The organism is Paenibacillus turpanensis, from assembly GCF_011421635.1.
GTDB lineage: Bacteria > Bacillota > Bacilli > Paenibacillales > YIM-B00363 > Paenibacillus_AK > Paenibacillus_AK turpanensis.
Genome location: NZ_WTLI01000004.1, coordinates 24,343 through 44,887, shown reverse-complemented (window position 1 = coordinate 44,887; position 20,545 = coordinate 24,343). Strand labels below are relative to the sequence as shown.

Here is a 20,545-nt window from a genome sequence, read left to right as displayed (position 1 = left end):
GGATGCTGGAGCTTCGGTGAAGGGAGTTTAGGGGAGTTTGAACAATGGAACGCTTCATCTTGTCCTTAGATCAAGGAACAACCAGCTCTCGGGCGATATTATTTAATCAACATAGTCAAATCGTAAATATTGCACTACAGGAATTTCCCCAGTATTATCCTCAGCCCGGATGGGTTGAGCATGATGCTGAAGAGATATGGAGCTCCATGCTAAATGTCATCACATCCTGTCTAGAGGGAGCCGGGGTCGGACCGGAAAGCATTTCGGCCATCGGAATTGCCAATCAGCGCGAAACGACGGTTGTGTGGGACAAAAAGACGGGAAAACCGGTTTATCACGCAATCGTTTGGCAGTCCAGGCAAACCGTTTCCATGTGCGAGCGGCTCAAAGGACAGGGCTGGCAGAGCGTCATTCGTGAGAAAACAGGACTTTTGCTGGACGCCTACTTTTCCGCTACCAAGATCGCCTGGATTCTGAATGAGGTGCCGGGGGCGAGAGTGCGTGCGGAGCGAGGCGAATTGCTGTTCGGAACGATCGATACATGGCTGATTTGGAAGCTGAGCGGGGGAAAGGTTCATGTGACAGACTACTCCAACGCATCCCGTACGATGCTGTTTAATATTAAAGACTTGCAATGGGATGAGGAACTATTGGAGCTGCTGCGCATTCCCCCATGCATGCTCCCCGAGGTCAGACCTTCCTCTTGCCTTTACGGTGTCACGTCCAAGGAGCTGTTCGGCGAGGAAATTCCGCTTGCAGGAGCCGCCGGCGATCAGCAGGCTGCGTTATTCGGGCAGGCGTGCTTTGAGGAAGGCGAAGCGAAAAACACATACGGAACGGGCTGCTTCATGCTGATGAACACCGGAAGCAAAGTGGTCAGCTCGAAGCACGGGCTTCTGACTACGATCGCATGGGGAATCGGCAATCGAGTGGATTATGCGTTGGAAGGAAGCGTTTTTGTTGCAGGGTCGGCGATTCAATGGCTGCGAGACGGGCTTGAAATGATCGGAAACGCCATGGAAAGCGAGCTCTATGCATCGCGAGTGGAGTCGACGGAAGGTGTGTACGTAGTCCCGGCCCTAGTCGGGCTTGGAACCCCTTATTGGGACAGCGAGGTGAGGGGCGCTGTATTTGGGCTTACCCGCGGGACGACCAAAGAGCATTTTATCCGGGCGACGCTTGAAGCCTTGGCCTACCAGACGAAGGATGTGCTGGCCGTCATGGAAGAGGATGCGGGCATACCGGTGAACAGACTGCGCGTGGATGGCGGCGCGGTAAAAAATAATTTCTTGATGCAATTTCAGAGCGATATTCTGAATGTTCCCGTGGATCGTCCCGTAGTGAATGAAACAACGGCGTTGGGAGCGGCCTATTTGGCTGGTCTTGCGGTAGGCTATTGGACCGATCAGTTGGAAATTGTGAAGCAGTGGAAGATCAATCGAACCTTTGAACCGAATATGGAAGATATCCGGCGTCGCGACTTATATGAAGGATGGAAAAGAGCCGTTCATGCAGCGAGAGCTTTTAAATAAGGATAGGAACCATGGAGGGTAAATCATGAAAGTAAGCAGCAAGCTTGTACAATTCGCAGAGGCTCAGCAATATTTGGAGTTGACCACCGATGCAGCAAAATATCGCATATATTTGATGAATGATCATGTGATCCGGATTCGCTGCACTTTCGATGAGAGCTTTGCCGAAGAAGCCTCCTACACGCTGGCCATGACGGCCTGGGAGGACAAGATGGACTCGATGATCGAGGACCGTAAACGTGTAGAGGCACTGCCGGCTAAAGTCGAGGATTTGGGGAGCCACTTGAAGCTCAGCACCAATGAAATGCGAATCCTCATTCACCGGGAGCCTTTTGCAATCCAAATTACGGATAAGGAGGGGCGTGTCCTGCACGAGGATCTGAAGGAGCGCTCCTACGGCAAAGACAAGCAGGGCAGAGTATACCACTATACCTGCATGAATGACGATGATTACTATTACGGCTTCGGCGAAAAAAGCGGTCATTTGAACAAAAAGAAGCGGAGACTGCGAATGCACAACGTGGATACGATCGGTTACGATTCGGAGCACACGGACCCGCTATACAAGCATATCCCCTTCTACATTAAGTTCAATGGTGCGATGCAGGCCGCGACGGGGCTGTTCTATCATAACAGCTATGCTTCAACCTTCGATGTTGGCTGCGAGCGCAGCGGGTACTGGAATAAGTATAGTTATTTTTGTGCGGATGGCGGGGAGCTGGATCTCTTTTTTATGTACGGTCCGCAAATCAAGGATGTCGTGCGGCACTATACCGACTTGACGGGGAAGACGATCCTGCCGCCTCAATATTCTCTTGGTTATATGGGCTCCACGATGTACTACACCGAGCTGGATCGCGATTCGGATCAAGCAATTTTGAAATTTTTGGACAAATGCAAGGCCGAGGGCATTCCATGCGACGGATTCTTTATGTCTTCCGGATATACGACAGGCCAGGACGGCAAACGATATGTGTTTAACTGGAACTATGACCGGTTTCCGAACCCGCAGCGTTTTATTGAAGAAATGCAGCGCAAGGGGGCGGCTCTGGCTCCGAATATAAAGCCGGGGATGCTGCTGACTCACCCGCTGTACAGCCAGTTTGACAAGGCCGGCGCTTATATTAAGGACGACCAAGGCAATACATCGGAGACCGACCGCTATTGGGGAGGAAAAGCTTCTTTTGTCGATTTCACGAACCCTGCGGGTCGGGAATTGTGGAAGAAGCACTTGAAGGCCTCGTTCATTGAACTAGGAGTCACCTCCATCTGGAACGATAACAATGAGTACGAAATCAACAATCCGGACGCGCAGTGCGAATTTGAGGGAGATAAAAAGGAAATCAGCGCCTTACGGCCGATTATGCCCAATTTGATGGCGCAAATGGCGAAGGAAGCGATCGCCGAGGCAGCGCCGAATACGAGACCGTATATTGTGAACCGAGCCGGGTTTGCCGGAATTCAGCGTTACGCCCAAACCTGGGCGGGTGACAACAACACAAACTGGCACAGCTTAAAGTTCAATATTCCTGTAATTTTGGGAATGGGTCTGTCGGGTGTGGCCAACCAGGGCTGCGACATCGGAGGGTTTTTCGGGCCGGCACCGGAGCCGGAGCTTTTTGTCCGCTGGGTGCAGAATGGAATTTTCCAGCCGCGATTCTCGATTCATTCCTGCAACACCGACAATACCGTTACCGAGCCGTGGATGTATCCTTCGTACACGCCTTACATCCGGGAAGCTATTCAGCTTCGGTATCGGATGGTTCCTTACTTATATTCCTTGCTGTACGAAGCTTCTGTCGCGGGCTCTCCGATCATGCGGCCGATGGTGTACGAATTTCAGCATGATCCCGCCACGTGGGAGGAAAGCTTCAATTTTATGCTGGGGCGCTCGCTGCTGGTAGCTAATGTGCTGGAAAAGGGTGCGAAGACGCGTAAGGTTTATTTGCCGTCAGGAAGCGGCTGGTTTAACTGGGGGACAAGGGAGTTTTATGCCGGCGGGCAGACGATTGAGCTTGGGGTTTCCCTGGCATCGATTCCGATGTTTATCCGTACCGGAGCGATCATACCGTTAACGCCGGATTTGCAGAACATTCATAATGACCGCTTGGAAGAGCTGCATTTGTTAATCGAACCTTCGGAAAATACCAGCTTCGTATTGTATGAGGATGACGGCAAAACGAATAATTTTAAGAACGGCGACTATCTGAAAACCACGATATCGGTGGAGACGGAGCACAATACGGCTATTTCTTTCAAGAGAGAAGGAGCTTATGGCAGCGGCGTGAAGAAAGTCGTGATCGATCTGGTATGCAAGCAAATCGCACCGGTTCGTGTCGCGCTTCAGGACCGAAGCCTTCCGATGTTTCTTGACCCCGCAGAGTGGGAAGCGAGCGAAGAAGGCTGGTATTACGATTTGGAATATCGATCGGCCAAAATCAAGTATGCCAATATCGCAGGTGATTATAAGCTCTCGGTGAACTTCGATGTGAAAGATTTAATTTCTATATAACTTGTAGGGTTCGGAGGAATGCAAGGTGGGCGGAAGCTTTTCAAGCGTCGACAGGACGGAGCGATTACAGGGCCTGCACAAGGAAGTGTTCGATGTCCTGGTCATCGGCGGCGGGATTACCGGAGCGGGTATTGCCTTGGACGCGGCGACCAGGGGCATGAAGACGGCTCTTGTAGAAATGCAGGATTTCGCTGCGGGAACGTCCAGCCGTTCGACCAAGCTTGTTCATGGCGGACTTCGTTATTTAAAGCAGCTTGAAGTGAAGATGGTTGCCGAAGTCGGTAAAGAACGCGCAGTTGTGTATGAGAACGGCCCGCATGTAACCACTCCGGAGTGGATGATGCTGCCGTTTCATACAGGCGGTACGTTCGGAAAACACAGCACCTCCTTGGGACTGAGGCTGTATGATTTTTTGGCCGGCGTAAAACGAAGCGAGTGGCGGAGCATGCTGGACGTTCAAGAGACGATCCGGCGGGAGCCCCTCATCAAGCCGGAAGGGCTGAAGGGCAGCGGGTTGTATGTTGAATATCGAACTGACGATGCCCGGCTTACGATCGAGGTGCTGAAAGAAGCGGTGTCACGGGGCGCGCAAGCCGTAAATTATGCGAAGGTAGAGCAGTTTCTCTATGATAACGGAAAGGTCGTTGGCGCCAAGGTGAGGGATACTGTCCATGGCGGGAGCTACGACATTTATGCCCGCAAGGTTGTTAATGCGACCGGGCCGTGGGTAGACTCGCTGCGGGAAATGGACAAATCGAAGACCCGCAAGCACCTGCAGCTGACCAAAGGGGTGCATCTGGTCATCGACCAATCCCGGTTTCCGCTGCGGCAAGCCATTTATTTCGATACGCCGGACGGACGGATGGTATTTGCGATTCCCCGGGAAGGGAAAACCTACGTGGGCACCACGGATACGGTGTTCAAGGGAGATCCTGCACACCCGAGAATGACCTTGCAGGACCGGGACTATATTATCGAGGCGATTAACTATATGTTCCCTTCATTACACCTAGGTGCCGAGGATATTGAATCGAGCTGGGCAGGACTTCGTCCGCTGATCTTTGAAGAAGGGAAAAGCGCTTCGGAAATTTCCCGAAAGGATGAAATCTGGCAGTCGGAGTCGGGGCTCATTACGATTGCCGGGGGCAAGCTCACTGGATATCGCAAAATGGCGGAAATGGTGGTTGATCTTTTAGATCGTTTGCTTCAGAATGAGGGCCAGACGGGCTTCACGTCCTGCAAGACCAAAACCATGCCGATTTCAGGCGGTCATGTAGGCGGGCCGGACCGCTTCTCCTCCTTTGTGAAACAGAAGACGGCGGAAGGGCTGAAGCTGGGCTTCAGCGAAGAACAGGCGGAGCGGCTGGCCCGCAAATACGGCTCCAATGTGGACCGTGTGTATGAGCTGGCTAGAGCGCAGGACAGCTCCGCCGCCGCGTTTGGGCTTCCGGCGGATGTGCTGGCTATGATCGTGTATGCCATGGAAGAAGAAATGGCGGTGAAGCCGATTGATTTCTTCAACAGGCGTACGGGGGCGCTGCTTTTTAACCTTGCCTGGGTGGAGCAATATAAGGAGCCGGTTATTGCCTTTATGAAGCACTATTTGCAATGGAGCGAAGCAGAAGCCGGCCAATACTCGGAGGAGCTTGAGAAGTTCATTCACGAAGCTGTTGTCCCTGCAGAAGCGGATTGAGGCGAAGGCCAATGGGTTGTCTGCTGTTTTGGACGGGATTCTGAGATGGGTGACTATAGGAAAGAGTAGGATTCAATAGGGACAGGCTGGAGTAGACCGCTCCAGGGCTGTCCTTTTTTGCGCCGAGCTCAAGGTAGGGTGAAGAAAGAAAGGCTTGTTGTTGTGCTGTGTCATAAAAAAACCCTGTCGGTTTCACCCGACAGGGGTTGGTCTAGATCGCTTTGGCAAACTGGCTCGTATACAGCTCGTAGTAGAGTCCGCGCTGGGCGAGCAGCTGTTCATGTGTGCCGCGTTCGGCGATTTCACCGCCCGAAATGAATAAAATTTGATCGGCATCGCGAATCGTGCTGAGGCGGTGCGCGATCACGAAGCTGGTGCGCCCTTGGCGCAAGGCGGAGAGCGCCTCTTGGATTTGCATCTCGGTGCGCGTGTCAATGCTGCTGGTCGCTTCATCCAGAATGAGGATGGCCGGATTGGCTAGAATCGCGCGGGCAATGGTGATGAGCTGACGCTGGCCGTGGCTCACATTGCCGCCTTCGGCGGAAAGCACGGTATTGTAGCCATCCGGCAGCTTGCGGATGAAGGCGTCGGCATTGGCCATTCGTGCGGCCGCCTCTACGTCTTCGTCGGAGGCATCGAGCCTGCCGTATCGAATATTTTCGCGGATCGTATCGGTAAACAGGTGCGCGTCCTGCAGCACGATACCGAGCAGCCGGCGCAGCTCGCTCTTCTCGAACTCGGCAATGCTGCGGCCGTCAATGCGGATTTCCCCTTCTTGGATTTCATAGAAGCGGGTAAGCAGGTTGACGATCGTCGTTTTGCCGGCCCCGGTCGGCCCCACAAGGGCGATCGTCTCGCCGGGGTGCGCGGTTAGACTTACGTCTCGGAGAATGGGCTGGCCTTCGGTATACCCGAAGGTAACGTGCTTGAAGCACACGTGACCGCGGATCGGCTGGGATGTAAGGGCTGAATCTGGCATAAGCCCATCATCTGGCTCCGGCTCCGTATCCATGACCTGAAACACGCGCTCGGCCCCGGCGATGCCGGATTGAAGCATATTATATTGGGTCGCCAGTTCGTTAATCGGACGGGTAAACTGCTTCGTATAATTCAGGAAGCTGACGACGATCCCGATCGTTGTCCAGCCTTCATGAATCATCCACCCTCCGGCAAAGGCGATGAAGGCGAAGCTCAGGTTGTTCATGACGTTCATGACCGGCCCCATAAAGCCGGAGTAAATTTGTGCTTGAATCGCCGCTTTGCGCAGGCTGGCGTTAATATCGTCAAACTGCTCGGCGCAGCGCTCTTCGCGGCGGAACACCTGAACGGCCTTTTGCCCGGAGACGGTTTCCTGTATAAAGCCGTTCAGCGCTCCCAGATGCTGCTGCTGCCCTTTGAAATGGCTGCGCGTGTGCCGGGCGACAAACCCGGTCACCGCCATCACCAGCGGAATCACGAGAAGGCTTAACAGCGCGAGCATCGGCTCCAAGTAAATCATCATTGCAAATGCACCGATCAAGGTAAGAATACTCGATAAAAATTGCGTGACCGATTGGTTCAACGCCTGCGACACGTTGTCGATGTCGTTGGTTGCGCGACTCATCAGGTCGCCGTGCGTCCGGCGGTCGAAGAACGGCACGGGCAGCTTCTGCAGCCAGGCGAATAAGTCGCCGCGCAGCTCACGCACGGTGCCTTGCGACACGCCGGCCATGACATAGGCTTGCAGCCAAGTGAACAAGGAGGCGGCTGCGTAGATGCCGATCAGCTGCAGGCAGGCCCGCAGCAGCCCGTATTCGTCGCGCTGATCGATATAATGGTCGATCGTGTAGCCGATCCAATAGGGGCCGGCTAGAGTCAGGCCGGAAACTAACACCGTGAGCAGGCCAACACCGACCAAGCCGGAGCGCTGCCTGCCAAGATAACCCCACAGCCGCCGCAGAGCGGCTCCGGCGTTCTTCGCGCGCTCCTTCGGCAGCATCCCGCGCTGATTACCCGCGCCGGGCCCTCCCGGGCCGCCGCCCATGCGCCCCGCCGGAGGCAGCCCGCCCAGGCCGCCGGGCGCCCCTGCGCCTGCGGCGGAGCCGACGCCCTCGCCGGCTTCGCGCTCACGGCTGCCGGCAGCCTCGCCGGCGTACCGGCTCGCGCTTGCGCTGCCATCCGCCGGTCCGGGCGGCCGCTGCGGAAGACCTCGATCCTGCTTATCCATAAGCTGCATCCTCCTCTCCCGAGCCTAACTGAGACCGGTAAATGTCGCGGTACACTTCACTGCCCGCCATCAGCTCGCGGTGAGTACCCTTCGCGACAAGCCTGCCTTCCTCGAGCACGAGAATCTGATCTGCGTCCATAACGGATGAAATCCGCTGCGCGATCAGAATACAGGTGCTCCTCTGCGTCAGTTCACGCAGCGCACGCTGAATGCGCGCCTCCGTACGCAGGTCGACGGCGCTGGTGCTGTCGTCGAGAATCAGCACCGCAGGCTTCGTCAGCAGCGAGCGGGCAATCGCAATGCGCTGCTTCTGTCCGCCGGACAGCGTGACGCCGCGCTGGCCGATTACCGTCTCGTAGCCGTCGGCGAACGACGTAATAAAATCATGCGCTTCCGCAGCCTTCGCGGCAGCCTCCATCTCCTCGCGGGTGGCGTCCGGCCGCCCAAAGCAGAGGTTGTCGCGGATCGTGCCGCTGAACAAAATCGTCTGCTGCAGCACGACACTGACCCGGGAGCGGAGATGCTCGAGGTCCAGCTCGCGGATCTCCACGCCGTCGATGCGAATTTGCCCTGCGGTCGGGTCGTACAGGCGCGGGATGAGCTGAACGAGCGTCGATTTGCCGGAGCCGGTCGCACCAAGAATCGCTACCGTTTGTCCGGGCTCCGCCGTAAATGTAATGTCGCTCAGCACAGACTTGCCTCCGCTGCCGTGATAAGAGAACGACACCCCGCGGAACTCGACCCGCCCCTCCCGGATGGCAGCGGTTCTAGGCTCCGGTGCGTTACGGATATCCGGCTCTGTATTTAGAACCTCCTCTACGCGGTCTGCAGAAACCTTCGCTCGAGAGAAGTTCATCAGAATCATACTCACCATGAGCAGAGAGAACAGCATTTGCGTTACATAATTAATAAACGCAATCAGATCGCCGAGCGGCATGGTGCCGTTCCAGTGCTGATGCCCGCCGAACCAAAGCACGGCGACAATGCTTCCGTTTAACACCATCGAAGTCACCGGCATATTTAAAGCCACGGCCCGTGCGGCGCGCAGAGAAGTATCCGTCAGCTCGCGGTTCGCCGTGCCGAAGCGTTTGTTTTCGTGATCCGCCCGTACGAAGGCTTTGACCACGCGGATTCCGGCGAGGCTTTCCTGCAGCACCGTATTGACCCGGTCCATGCGCTGCTGCACCTGACGGAAGAAAGGAAAGGTATACCGGATTAAGGTGAACATCACAACAATCAGAACAGGAATGGCAATTAGCAAAATCATACCAAGCCGCGGGTTCATCCAGAACGCCATGATAAAGCTGCCTAAGGAAAGAAAAGGTGCCCGGACAACGATACGCAGGGTCATCAGCACAAAGTTTTGCAGCTGTTGAATATCGTTGGTTAACCGGGTAATCAGAGAACCTGTCTCTAGTTGGTCGATATTGCGGAAGGAAAGCTTTTGCACATGCCGGTAAAGATCCGCCCGTAAATCGGCGCCGAAGCTTTGCGAAGCGATACTTGCATAAATGGTACAGCCAACCCCGCCGACCAGCCCGAACACAGAGGTGATGGCCATATATACCCCGGTCAGCTGAATATGGGAAAGGTCTCCCTTGGTTACTCCTTCGTTAATCATGCTGGCCAGCAGCAGAGGCTGCAGCAAATCCATTGCAACCTCGAGCAGCATGAGCAGGGGAGCCAGTAGGGCAGCCTTCCAGTACGGCTTACTATATCGAACGGCGAGCCGAAGCATCCTCCATCACCCCCGAAGCACCGCCGCCTTTTCCGCTGCGGCGAATTTGAAGTGGAACACGAAGGCGACCATGACGATCGCTGCGGTTAATACGGTAAAAATATTGCTGTACAAGGCGGCGCCGTTATCCACAAGCAAAGGATTAAGCGTAAAATCAGCGGTTCCCGTATCCATGACTTTGCCGATAAAGGTCGTTGCTGCGGCGCCGGATATAAAGTTGATCATCATCATCAGGCCCATGCCGACGCCGGCCTGCTCGCGGGACAACGACCGCGAAATTAAGCTGGAGATGGTGATCTGCATAAACGTTTGACCGATATTCCCAAACAGTAGGAATAGAGCAATCAAATAAGGCGAGAGCCCGGCAGTTACGGATAAGAAGAAGAAAGAGAGCAGCAGGGACGAAAGGGCGATATACCCGAGGAACGCACTGCCCTTCTCATCGACAAGCTTACCGCCGGTCCGGCCCATAATCGCGGCAGCCAGCGCCCCCGGAAACATAACAAATCCGATCGCAGCGGGGGTCATTTGATTAAGCCCTGTAAGCATAAGCGGTGTAATGAACGGAATGCCGAAGCTTAATCCCGTTGAGAAAAAAGCAATAATAATGCCCCAGGTATACTGCTTGTTCAAAAATAGCTTCGGCTGAATAAACGGCTCGTCGGCCGTGCGTACGCGAATCACAAATAATATAAGGACAACAAGCCCCGCCAACAAATAGAGGAAGGAGCTTTGGGTCACAGCGAGAAGCAGTAGCGAAATCGTCCCTGCCAGCAGCGCGCCGCCAAGAAGATCCGTCTTTCCGGCCTGGCCCTTAGCGTCGTCAAGATATTTGCGGTAAAAAGGCAAGGTCAGCAGCGCCAGCAGCGACAGGCAAAACAGGAAGCGCCAGCTGGCGAAGCTGATAATAAAACCGGAAACGATCGGGCCGATCGCCGTCCCGAGCGCAATGCCCGACGAGGTCGTCCCTAGCGCGCGGCCGCGCTGCTCCGGAGGGAAATACCGCACCGGGATAAGCATGGCCGTAGCGGGAATAACGGAAGCGCCGACGGATTGGAGGATGCGTCCGATCATAATCATCGCGAAGCTCTGTGCGGCTAAGCCGATGATCGACCCGGCGGCAAAGAAAATGAGTCCGAAGGTTAAGAGGTCCTTCAAACGATATTTATCGGCAAGCTTGCCGTAGGTAACCGAACCGATCGCGTATACGATAATGTAGCCGGTTACGATCCAGCTCACTTGAGAGGGGGTCAGCTGAAACTGCTGGCTGATCGAAGGCAGAGCAATGTTGAACATCGTTGCGTTCATCACCGAAAGAATGAGTGTAAACACAAGGACGGACAAGAGCTTGCTTCCGGCTTGTCCGTTTGTTTTGGCGTCAGGTGTGGTCATGAGCTGTTATTTGTCTCCTTTTAGGTTCGTGATGATTTGGTCGGCCACACGCATAAAGGTTTCGAGGTCCTTTTCGTCAATGCCCTCGGTGGTCTGCTCAATGGTCAGCAGGGCCTGCTCGATCAGGGCCTTCTGCATTTCGCGGCCTTCCTCCGTTAAATAAATGAGGTTCGCCCGCTTGTCCGTCGGGTGGGGGCGGCGGACGACCAGGTTGCGTTTCATCATGTTGTTGATAAGCCGGGATACGCTTGCTTCGTCGCGCTGGGTGGAGCTGGCCAATTCATGCTGGTACAAACCGTCCCTTTCCCAGAGGCGGATCATAATGCTCCACTGTTCATTGGTGACCGGGAGCCCCGATGCCTTGAAATTTTGGTTTAACCGATTGGTCATCAGGCGGGTGGCCTGCGTAATTTTATGGCCGATTGACTTATCTAGACGGTAGTTGCGGTAGTCCATGGCTTTCTCCTTTACCTTGTTTTCGGAATCATCATAACGGATGAAACTTGTTTATGCAAGAAATATATCACGGGGAGGTGAAAGGGACAAGGAACTGAAATTATTTGTCAAAGGTGAAGAATACTGTACATTCTTTGCCGCGTAAAAATAGAGGGTGATTGCATACCAGGCAGGGAGGGCAAACCATGTTTTTTCATGTAAAAGAGCTGCAGTACCATGCAAAGCCGGAGCGTCCGGATCCGGTTTACGCACGGAAGCTGCAGGAAGTGCTGGGCGGCCATTTCGGGGAGATTACCGTTGCGATGCAGTATATGTTTCAAGGCATCAATTGCCGTGCGGACATGAAATACCGCGATTTGCTGCTCGATACGGCGGCGGAAGAGCTGGCTCACGTGGAAATGCTGGCAACGATGATCGCAAGGCTGCTCGACGGAGCGCCGATTGCCGATCAGGAGGATATGGCGAAGGATCCGCTGATTCGCGACATCATGGGCGGGATGAATCCGCAGCATGTCATTGTGAGCGGTCTCGGCGCGATGCCGGCGGATGCAGTCGGCAACCCTTGGACGGCAAAATATACGATTTCCAGCGGTAATTTGCTGGCCGATTTCCGCGATAATCTTTCCAAGGAATCCCAAGGACGTCTTCAGGTAGTGCGGCTATACGAGCTGGCCTCCGATCCCGGCATAAAAGACATGCTTTCCTTCCTGATTGCCAGGGATACGATGCATCAAAACCAATGGATTGCTGCGATTGCCGAGCTTGAAGCGAGAGAAGGCGTCGTGGTGCCTGCGACCTTCCCGCGTGAGCTTGAAAAGCAGCAGGTGTCCTATACCTTCTATAATTTCTCGGCAGGCGAAGCAAGCCGGATGGGCAGATGGGCGCATGGCCCGAGTATGGACGGTCTGGGTATGTTCAATTACGTCGCGCAGCCGCCGGCTTACGGGGAGAAGGCGTATTTGCACCCGGCGCCGCTGCAGGTGCATGACACGATCCCGGCTCCCGGAGGACCGAACATGCCGCTGCAGGGACCGCTGCACCCGCCGATGAAATAAATCGGCTGCCGCTTTTATATACGAAACGCTTGGACGGCCCCGTCCAGGCGTTTTTGGTATAACAAAGGCTTGTCCGCCCCAGAGGGGCCTTTCTATTGACAGGGGGGGACAACTTCCCTAAGATAACCTCAAGCTACCCATTAATCGTCGAGGATGTGAATTCGGACTTGAACTCTTTCGGGCAACAAGAGATCCCTTTGCTGCGATTTTTAGGGGTAGGCGAGACAGAGCTGCAGGCTTTACAGCATGCAAGCTTCCCTTCGCTTGATACGTATGCGTTCGGCTTTGTCGCGCAGGAGAGAGTCAAGGTAACTCTCCGCGACGAAGAGGAGCAAACAGCTAAGCTTTCGGCGGGAGAGTTGTTTTTGTTGTGTCCCGGCTGGGGCTATTCGATATCGAATTTGTCTTCGCGACCTGCGCGTTTGTATTGGCTGATGTTTGACCAAGCTCATGTCCCGGTGGATTTAGATTCTGAGGAAGCCGGCGGCGGGAAGGCGTGGATGGATTCCTCGCGGCTTTATCATAATCGGCTTCCTCAGGTGCGGGCATGGCTGGAGGAATTGCTTCTGGAGCGGGAGCGGGATGATCTTGCCTTTGCTCTTCATAAGCAGTCCCGGCTTTTTGCCATCGCCTCATTATTTAGCATGGATGTACATCGGCCAAGAAAAGCAGAAGAGGATATGCTGGCGTTCGTCCGGCAGATGAAGCAATATATTGAAGAGAATTATTATGAGACACTGGATTTGGAAGCGGAGGCACGGCGCAACGGCTGGAGTGTCACACGATTTTATCAAGCGTTCAAGCGTTACGTCGGACTCAGTCCACATAAATTTGTCATGAAAATTCGTCTGGACGCTTCCCTCCGCCTGCTTTCCGATCAAGCGACCCCCATCACGGAAGCGGCGCATGCGGTTGGATACCACGATGAATTTTATTTTAGCCGCCTATTCAAAAAGCAGATGGGCATTGCTCCGTCGGAATACGCGGCGCGTGCAAAGAAGCGGATTGTGTGCCTGGCTCCGGTCTATCTTGGCGATTTGGCGGCATTGGGGTTATCTCCTGCGTACACCAGGGAAGGGACCTGGGCGGAGCAGCTGGAAGAGACGGTGGCAGAGCTGGAGCAGCTGAAGCCGGAGCTTATATTCATGTATGCCAACCGCGAGGACCGTAGCGGCTACGAGAGGCTTTCCCGCATCGCTCCCACGGTGGAGCTCCCGCTAAAGGGGTACTCCTGGAAGGAAAGGCTGCTGGCGATTGCGACCAAGCTGGAGCTAACCACTGTTGCCGAGCGCTGGCTGGGGTATTACGAGATGAAGGTGGAGAATGCGAGAATGCATGTAAGGCGGCATTTAGCCGATTCGCCTGTTCTGCTCGTTAGTACTCGTGAGGGCAGGTTCCGTCTTTGGGGAGCGGGCGTGTTAAAAATGAGAGATGTGTTTTATGATGATCTTGGAATCCAGCCTCCCGACCAAGTGAGCGCTATAAAAATTTTAGACGTGACGAGTCTGGAAGAGATTGCCCGATTTGATTGCAATAATGTGTTGTTCTTTATTGACCCCTCTGAGCCGGAAAGCTTCCGAACGGAGCTTGAGGAGCAGTGGCGCAGGTTGAAGGAGAATCGTACTATCAAGCGCTGTATGTTTGTTGCGATCCCGCTGCCGGTCCGGTACAATGCCTCCGTTCATGAGCAGATGGTTGATCAGCTCGTTGATCAGCTGCAGCAGTTTGATCAGTAAATAGGAATTAGACTTATCCCGATGGTGAACACAGCAAAAGAGGCCTGCTCCCGATTGGACGGAAGAGGCCTCTTTGTTTCGTTTATGATGTTTATTTTACCGCTGCGGAGATTTGTTTTACCATTTCGGATACGGATACGAGCCCGCCGCCGGAAAGGTACCAGTAGTTCGGATCGAGGTATACGATATGACCCTCTTTATACGCCTTCGTATTTTTTACCAGATCGTTTTCAACGGTTTTCTTTGCTGCAGCCTCACCGGTAACGACAGCGTTACGGTCGATGACGAACAGGTAGTCCGGGTTTTTCTCGGCAACAAATTCCGGGGAGACGCTTTGACCGTGTGTCGTTACTTTAATGCTTTCGTCTACCGGCTTAAAGCCAAGGACGTCATGGATAATGCCAAAACGGGAGCCTGTGCCGTACGCGCTCAGCTTACCTTCGTTTGCAAGCACGATCAACGCATTTTTACCTGTAGCTTTAATTTTCTCACTAACCGTCTTAATTTCCGCATTTACAGCAGCAAGCTCTTTCTCTACTTCTGCTTCTTTACCAAAGATCGTTCCAAGCGTCTTCATGTTTTCTGTAAAGGAATCCATATACTTGGCAGTGTCCAGTCCAATAAATACCGTCGGAGCGAGCTTGCTCAGCTCTTCATATTTCGCAGACAAGCGGCCGGACATGAGGATCAGATCAGGCTGAAGTGCAGCGAGCTTTTCGAAATCCGGCTCAACCACGGAACCCACATTCTGGTACTTGGAATCCTCGAATTTTTTCAGGTATGGAGGAATGTTGGATTGCGGAACGCCCGTTACTTCAACGCCGAGCTTATCAAGGGAGTCCAATGCGCCGAAATCAAAGACAACAACCTTTTTCGGATTCGTTTTCAGCTTTGTTTCGCCAAGCTTGTGCTTAATTGTAATTTCCTTCGACTCTGCAGCAGGCTGCGCAGGAGCCGCGCTTTCGGTTTTGCCAGTAGCGCTGTTATTTGTTTCTGTTGTCTTTTCTGTTGTGCCGCCGCAAGCTGCCGCAACAAGTGCAACAATCAGAGTTAATACAAGCAGTGAAAGCTTCTTTTTCATAAAATACCACCCCATAAAGTTTTTTTTGTATGTCAAATGATGCGAACGGAGATGCCCGTTTTCACCACGTATGACCGCGTTTTACGTGAAGTAGACGGCGATTTTGCTGCCATTAATCGTTTCGATCGGAATGTCCATATCGTAGATCTCTTTCAGCACAGGCGTAGCAATGATTTCATCCGTGCTGCCTTCCTTCACGACCTTTCCGTCTTTCAGCGCGACGATGTAGTCCGAGTAACAGGAGGCGAAGTTAATATCGTGCAGGACAAGCACAATCGTTTTGCCGAGCTCCGTAACCATACGGCGAAGCACCTTCATGATTTGCACGGAATGCTTCATGTCCAGATTGTTCAGCGGTTCATCCAGCAGGATGTACTCTGTGTTTTGAGCAATGACCATCGAGATGAAGGCCCGCTGCCGCTGACCGCCGCTGAGCTGATCCAAGTACTTATGCTGCATATCCTGGAGCTCCATGTAGGCAATTGCTTCATCAACATGCTTCAAGTCTTCCTTGGTCAATCTGCCCTGAGAGTAAGGGAAGCGGCCAAAGCCGACAAGATCGCGAACGGTGAGGCGGATGTTAATATGGTTGGCCTGCTTTAGGATGGAAATCTTTTTGGCAAGCTCATCGCTTTTCCAATCCTTGATCTCCCTGCCTTCGATCCGGACTTCCCCGCTGTCGGCGGAGATGAGTCTTGAAACGATGGAGAGCAGCGTGCTTTTTCCGGCTCCGTTCGGGCCGATAAAGGAGGTGATTTTCCCTTTTTGGATCGACACGGAAACCTGATCGACAACGGCTTTATTTCCGTAAGATTTGGATACGCCTTTGACTTCTACCACGCTTTATTCTCCTTTAGCAGCAAGTATAGGAAGTACACGCCGCCGACAAAGTTGATGATGACGCTTAGCGTAGTGGAGAAGGTGAATACCCGTTCTACGATAAGCTGGCCGCCGACGAGAGCGATGATGCTGATGAGGGATGAACCCACAATTAAATATTTGTGCAGATAGGTGCGTAAAAACTGGTAGGTAACGTTGGCGACAAGCAGGCCGAGGAATGTGATCGGTCCGACGAGCGCCGTTGAAACGGATACGAGCACGGCGATCACGATAAGCAGACGCTTTACGACGTAATCGTAGTTCACGCCAAGGTTTACCGCGTGCTCCCGGCCAAGCGACAGCACATCCAAAAATTTCGTGAAGCGAAGGCTGTACAAGGTGACGAGTGCCATCGTGATGAAGGACACAAGCAGCAGTTTCGTTTGGATATTGTTAAAGCTGGCGAACATGCGGTCCTGCACAAAGAAAAACTCATTCGGATCGATCATGACCTCCATAAAGGTGGACAAGCTGCCGAACAGAGAGCCCAGTACAATACCGATGAGGAGCAGGAAGTAAATATTGCGTCCCTCACCGCGAAACAAAAATTTATAGAGCAGGCCGGAAAATAAAATCATCAGCCCGACGGAGATGAGAAAGTTAACGTTGGGATTCGTGACGGCAATGCTCATCGATCCATAGGTGAAAATAATGAACGTCTGAACGAGCATGTACAACGAATCGAGACCGATGATGCTTGGTGTCAGGATTTTATTGTTCGTTATCGTCTGAAACACGACGGTTGAAAAAGCGATCGCGGTTCCTGTTAAAACGATGGCCGCAATCTTGATCGCGCGCCGTTCGAGGATATATCCCAGATTTCCAACTAAATTGATAAAGAGGAAGATGCCAATCATGGCAATGGCCAAGGCAGCCAGCACACCGATTTTTGTTTTAGGATTCATGGGCCCTTCTCCTCATCAGCAAGTAAAGAAAAGCAAAGCTTCCGATGACACCGACGGTCAGGCCGATCGGCATTTCATACGGGTAAATGACTAGGCGTCCCAAAATGTCACAGGCCAGCAGGAAAATAGCACCGAGCATAGCCGTGTGGGAAAGGGTGTTTTTCAGGTTGTCTCCGAGATACATGGTCACAATGTTCGGAATGATTAAGCCGAGAAACGGAATCATGCCTACTGTTAGCAGCACCACTGCGGATACCATGGCGATGATGACCAAGCCGATGTTGACGACCTGCTTGTAATTCAAGCCGAGATTGATCGAAAATTCTTCACCCATGCCGGCAATGGTAAAACGGTTTGCAAACACGTAGGCGATGATCACCAGTGGAATGCTTATGTAAAGAAGCTCATAACGGCCTTTTAAGATGGCGGAGAAATCTCCCTGCATCCAGGTTGAAATGCTTTGGATTAAATCATGCTTATAAGCGAAAAAGGTCGTGACCGAGCCGATAATGCTGCCGAACATGAGACCGACGAGCGGGATGAAAATCGTGTCTTTAAACTTCACCCGGTCGAGAATCTTCATGAACAGGAAGGTCCCTATTAATGCAAATACAAACGCAACGAGCATTTTTTGCATCGTGGTCGCAGCCGGGAAAACGAGCAGAGCAACCAAGACGCCGAGCCGTGCGGAATCCATCGTGCCGGCTGTTGTCGGCGATACGAACTTATTACGTGTCAGCTGCTGCATAATGAGGCCGATGATGCTCATGCTGATTCCGGCTATAATGATACTGGCGAGCCGCGGTACACGGCTTATGTAAAAAACTTGTGCTTTCTCCTCCGACAAATTCAGCAGGTCGAGGGGATGTAAATCCTTGACCCCGACGAAGAGGGAGCAGAGCGACAAAAGGATGAGGATGGCAAATAGGGTTCTCTTTTTCATAAGTCTCCCTGCTTAAAAAGATAATCATTCTCAATTGGGTTGAAAAAAATAAAGCCGCTGGGACTTATTTGAAACGTAAGGGTAAAGCGCGAAAGTGATAATCATTATCACCGAGCTTTATTCTACACACGAACAGATGGATCGTTGAATGGACATTTCTGTTTTTGCTATGGACTTTTCTTTGGGTGCGTGTTAGTTCCTTCCATTATCGGACTTTTACGGACGAAACGGTAAAAAACCGCCTAAACGCAGGAGATGCGCTCGGCGGTTGTTTGTGTTTTATGCGTTTGTACTGCTAAGCCTAAGGGTTTGGTGGGGCTGAGCCCGGCTCGGATTAATAGCCGTCGGTTTTGCCGCCCATGTTGTCGGCACGCTTCTCCGCCTGATCGGCAGCGGCATTGCTGAAATGTCCGCTACCCTTCATTTCCTTCATTGCGCGGGCAAGGCTTTCCGCGACGCGCTTGCCATAGTCGGCGTCGGCGTTGGTGAAATAGGAGATCATCTTCTCCTGGATATGCGGACGGCACACCTTCAGCGCACCTGTAAGATTGGAGACGAGCTCCTCGCGCTCCCAATCCTGAAAGGCGCGGTAGGTTTCGCCGGCCTGCTTGAAATCGTTCGTACGCTCAATTTTTTGCCGAACGAGGTTGGCATCATAATGCGGCTCATGCTCTTTGCCGGATGGCGTCGCTTCTTTCAGCCCGCCAAGTGTGGACGGCTCGTAGTTGACATGCGGGTTTTGCCCCGGTGCCATGTCGACGCGGTACTCCATCTGTCCGTCACGCTGGTTGGTTGCCACGTGCTTCTTAGGGGCATTAATCGGCAGCTGCAAATAGTTGGAGCCGACACGATAACGCTGGGTATCGGAATAGGAGAAGGTCCGGCCCTGCAGCAGCTTATCGTCAGAGAAGTCGAGACCGTCGACAAGGACGCCGGTTCCGAATGCCGCTTGTTCGACTTCGGCAAAATAATTTTCCGGGTTTTTATTGAGTACCATTTTACCGACAGGAAGGAATGGGAATTTATCCTCCGGCCACAGCTTCGTCGGGTCAAGCGGATCAAAGTCCAGCTCCGGATGCTCGTCGTCGCTCATGATTTGGACGCGGAGCTCCCACTCTGGATAATCGCCGTTTTCGATAGCCATATATAAGTCTTGGGTTGCGTGGCTGTAGTTGGTCGCCTGGATTTGATCGGCCTCATGCTGGCGCAGGTTGCGGAAGCCCTGCTTGATCGGCTCCCAATGATACTTGACCAAAACGCCTGTGCCGTCTTTGTTGACCCATTTGTATGTATTTACGCCGGAGCCCTGCATTTCACGGTAGTTCGCCGGAATGCCCCAAGGGGAGAACAGGAAGGTTACCATATGTGTTGCTTCCGGCGTTTGCGACAAGAAGTCGAACATGCGCTCCGGATCGTTTACGTTCGTTACAGGATCCGGCTTAAAGGCATGAACCATATCCGGGAATTTCATCGGATCGCGGATAAAGAAGATCTTCAGGTTGTTGCCGACGAGGTCCCAGTTGCCGTCTTCGGTGTAAAATTTAACGGCAAAGCCGCGCGGATCGCGGAGCGTCTCCGGCGAATGTCCGCCGTGCACGACCGTTGAGAAGCGTACGAAAACCGGCGTGCGCTTGCCGGCTTCTTGGAACAGCTTCGCTCTTGTATACTTGGAAACCGGCTCGTTCCCAACTTTTCCGTAGGTTTCGAAGTAGCCGTGGGCGCCTGCGCCGCGTGCGTGAACGACACGCTCTGGGATTCGTTCGCGGTCGAAGTGCGAAATCTTTTCAAGGAAGTGGTAGTTCTCCAGTGTTGTCGGGCCGCGGCTGCCCACGGTTCTAACGTTTTGGTTGTCGCTGATCGGGTGGCCTTGGCGGTTCGTGAGCGTCGTTGCGTCTTCGCCTTGTCCCATGCGAGAATCGGTGGAACTGCCGACTCCAGTGACGGCCGTGCCGGTATCTTGATCCATGTGTTCGTTGTTCATCGGTACCCTGCCTTTTGTTTTAATTTATACATAGGTAATTTTTCCCTTAATAAAATGGCTTTATACTTTGTGCGGATTATGTGACAGTGGCGAGCGATTTGCTACTGGAGTGAACTGGGGCGGACTGTGGCAGGGGGCATAGAAGAAGAGCGGAAGGGGGGAATGGCAAAGGGGCAGGGAACCGGGGCTGTAGGGCACGAGAGGTGCAGAGTGCCAGAGCTGTAGAGCAGCGGAGCTATAGGGCGTTAGGGCTGCAAACCACCGAGGCTGTAGGACGCCAGGGTGTAGAGTACTGAAGGTGCGGAGCAGTGGAGCTATAGGGCGTTAGAGCTGCAAAGCAGCAGGGCTGCTGAGAACACCAAAGCTGTAGAGCCACAGAGCTGTAAAGCACTGAGCTGTGGGATCGTTCCAACGCCACCGCTGCGGGGAGAGCTGC

At 53.3% G+C, this 20,545-nt stretch carries 14 protein-coding genes; 5 read left to right on the top strand and 9 right to left on the bottom strand.

Annotation, left to right across the window (positions count from 1 at the left end):
* Nucleotides 1-44: 44 nt before the first annotated feature.
* Genes glpK through GQS10_RS04925 form a run of 3 tightly spaced genes read left to right on the top strand, consistent with a single transcriptional unit; the run spans nucleotide 45 to nucleotide 5,737 of the window.
* On the top strand, nucleotides 45-1,532 hold the full coding sequence (gene glpK / locus GQS10_RS04935) for a glycerol kinase GlpK (RefSeq protein ID WP_166239637.1): 1,488 nt from the start codon (nucleotides 45-47) through the stop codon (nucleotides 1,530-1,532).
* A gap of 25 nt (nucleotides 1,533-1,557) precedes the next feature.
* Nucleotides 1,558-4,044: a glycoside hydrolase family 31 protein gene (locus tag GQS10_RS04930; protein WP_166239636.1), complete on the top strand. Its 2,487-nt coding sequence runs from the start codon at nucleotides 1,558-1,560 to the stop codon at nucleotides 4,042-4,044.
* A 25-nt stretch (nucleotides 4,045-4,069) separates the two neighbouring features.
* On the top strand, nucleotides 4,070-5,737 hold the full coding sequence (locus GQS10_RS04925; protein WP_166239634.1) for an FAD-dependent oxidoreductase: 1,668 nt from the start codon (nucleotides 4,070-4,072) through the stop codon (nucleotides 5,735-5,737).
* A 211-nt stretch (nucleotides 5,738-5,948) separates the two neighbouring features.
* Here GQS10_RS04925 and GQS10_RS04920 read toward each other — a convergent pair whose 3' ends face one another.
* The 4 genes from GQS10_RS04920 to GQS10_RS04905 all read right to left on the bottom strand — a co-directional run bounded on the left by GQS10_RS04920 (nucleotide 5,949) and on the right by GQS10_RS04905 (nucleotide 11,529).
* Nucleotides 5,949-7,760 (bottom strand): ABC transporter ATP-binding protein, encoded by a 1,812-nt coding sequence (locus GQS10_RS04920; RefSeq protein WP_166239958.1) that lies wholly within the window; start codon nucleotides 7,758-7,760, stop codon nucleotides 5,949-5,951.
* A 175-nt stretch (nucleotides 7,761-7,935) separates the two neighbouring features.
* Nucleotides 7,936-9,681, bottom strand: a complete 1,746-nt coding sequence (locus GQS10_RS04915; protein ID WP_166239632.1) for an ABC transporter ATP-binding protein — start codon at nucleotides 9,679-9,681, stop codon at nucleotides 7,936-7,938.
* Between the two features lie 6 nt (nucleotides 9,682-9,687).
* Entirely contained in the window at nucleotides 9,688-11,073 is a 1,386-nt protein-coding gene (locus tag GQS10_RS04910) for an MFS transporter (RefSeq protein ID WP_166239630.1), read from the bottom strand.
* A 6-nt stretch (nucleotides 11,074-11,079) separates the two neighbouring features.
* Nucleotides 11,080-11,529: a MarR family winged helix-turn-helix transcriptional regulator gene (locus tag GQS10_RS04905; RefSeq protein ID WP_166239628.1), complete on the bottom strand. Its 450-nt coding sequence runs from the start codon at nucleotides 11,527-11,529 to the stop codon at nucleotides 11,080-11,082.
* 185 nt (nucleotides 11,530-11,714) lie between these two features.
* Here GQS10_RS04905 and GQS10_RS04900 point away from each other — a divergent pair, with 185 nt between their 5' ends.
* Both GQS10_RS04900 and GQS10_RS04895 read left to right on the top strand, forming a co-directional pair.
* Nucleotides 11,715-12,584 carry a manganese catalase gene (locus tag GQS10_RS04900; RefSeq protein WP_166239626.1) on the top strand — a complete coding sequence of 290 codons (870 nt, stop codon included), beginning with the start codon at nucleotides 11,715-11,717 and terminating at the stop codon, nucleotides 12,582-12,584.
* 197 nt (nucleotides 12,585-12,781) lie between these two features.
* Nucleotides 12,782-14,320, top strand: a complete 1,539-nt coding sequence (locus GQS10_RS04895) for a helix-turn-helix domain-containing protein (protein ID WP_166239624.1) — start codon at nucleotides 12,782-12,784, stop codon at nucleotides 14,318-14,320.
* 91 nt (nucleotides 14,321-14,411) lie between these two features.
* Here the strand turns inward: GQS10_RS04895 and GQS10_RS04890 are convergent, their stop codons facing one another.
* The 5 genes from GQS10_RS04890 to GQS10_RS04870 form a co-directional block, all read right to left on the bottom strand.
* Nucleotides 14,412-15,401 carry a siderophore ABC transporter substrate-binding protein gene (locus GQS10_RS04890; protein WP_166239622.1) on the bottom strand — a complete coding sequence of 330 codons (990 nt, stop codon included), beginning with the start codon at nucleotides 15,399-15,401 and terminating at the stop codon, nucleotides 14,412-14,414.
* A gap of 81 nt (nucleotides 15,402-15,482) precedes the next feature.
* Entirely contained in the window at nucleotides 15,483-16,241 is a 759-nt protein-coding gene (locus tag GQS10_RS04885) for an ATP-binding cassette domain-containing protein (protein WP_166239620.1), read from the bottom strand.
* Nucleotides 16,235-17,185 carry an iron chelate uptake ABC transporter family permease subunit gene (locus GQS10_RS04880; RefSeq protein ID WP_166239618.1) on the bottom strand — a complete coding sequence of 317 codons (951 nt, stop codon included), beginning with the start codon at nucleotides 17,183-17,185 and terminating at the stop codon, nucleotides 16,235-16,237. The genes GQS10_RS04885 and GQS10_RS04880 overlap by 7 nt, the downstream gene beginning before the upstream one ends.
* Complete coding sequence (locus tag GQS10_RS04875; protein WP_166239615.1) at nucleotides 17,175-18,128, bottom strand: ABC transporter permease; 954 nt, start codon at nucleotides 18,126-18,128, stop codon at nucleotides 17,175-17,177. Before GQS10_RS04875 ends, GQS10_RS04880 begins: the two co-directional genes overlap by 11 nt.
* A gap of 334 nt (nucleotides 18,129-18,462) precedes the next feature.
* Complete coding sequence (locus tag GQS10_RS04870; RefSeq protein ID WP_166239613.1) at nucleotides 18,463-20,109, bottom strand: catalase; 1,647 nt, start codon at nucleotides 20,107-20,109, stop codon at nucleotides 18,463-18,465.
* Nucleotides 20,110-20,545: the final 436 nt, after the last annotated feature.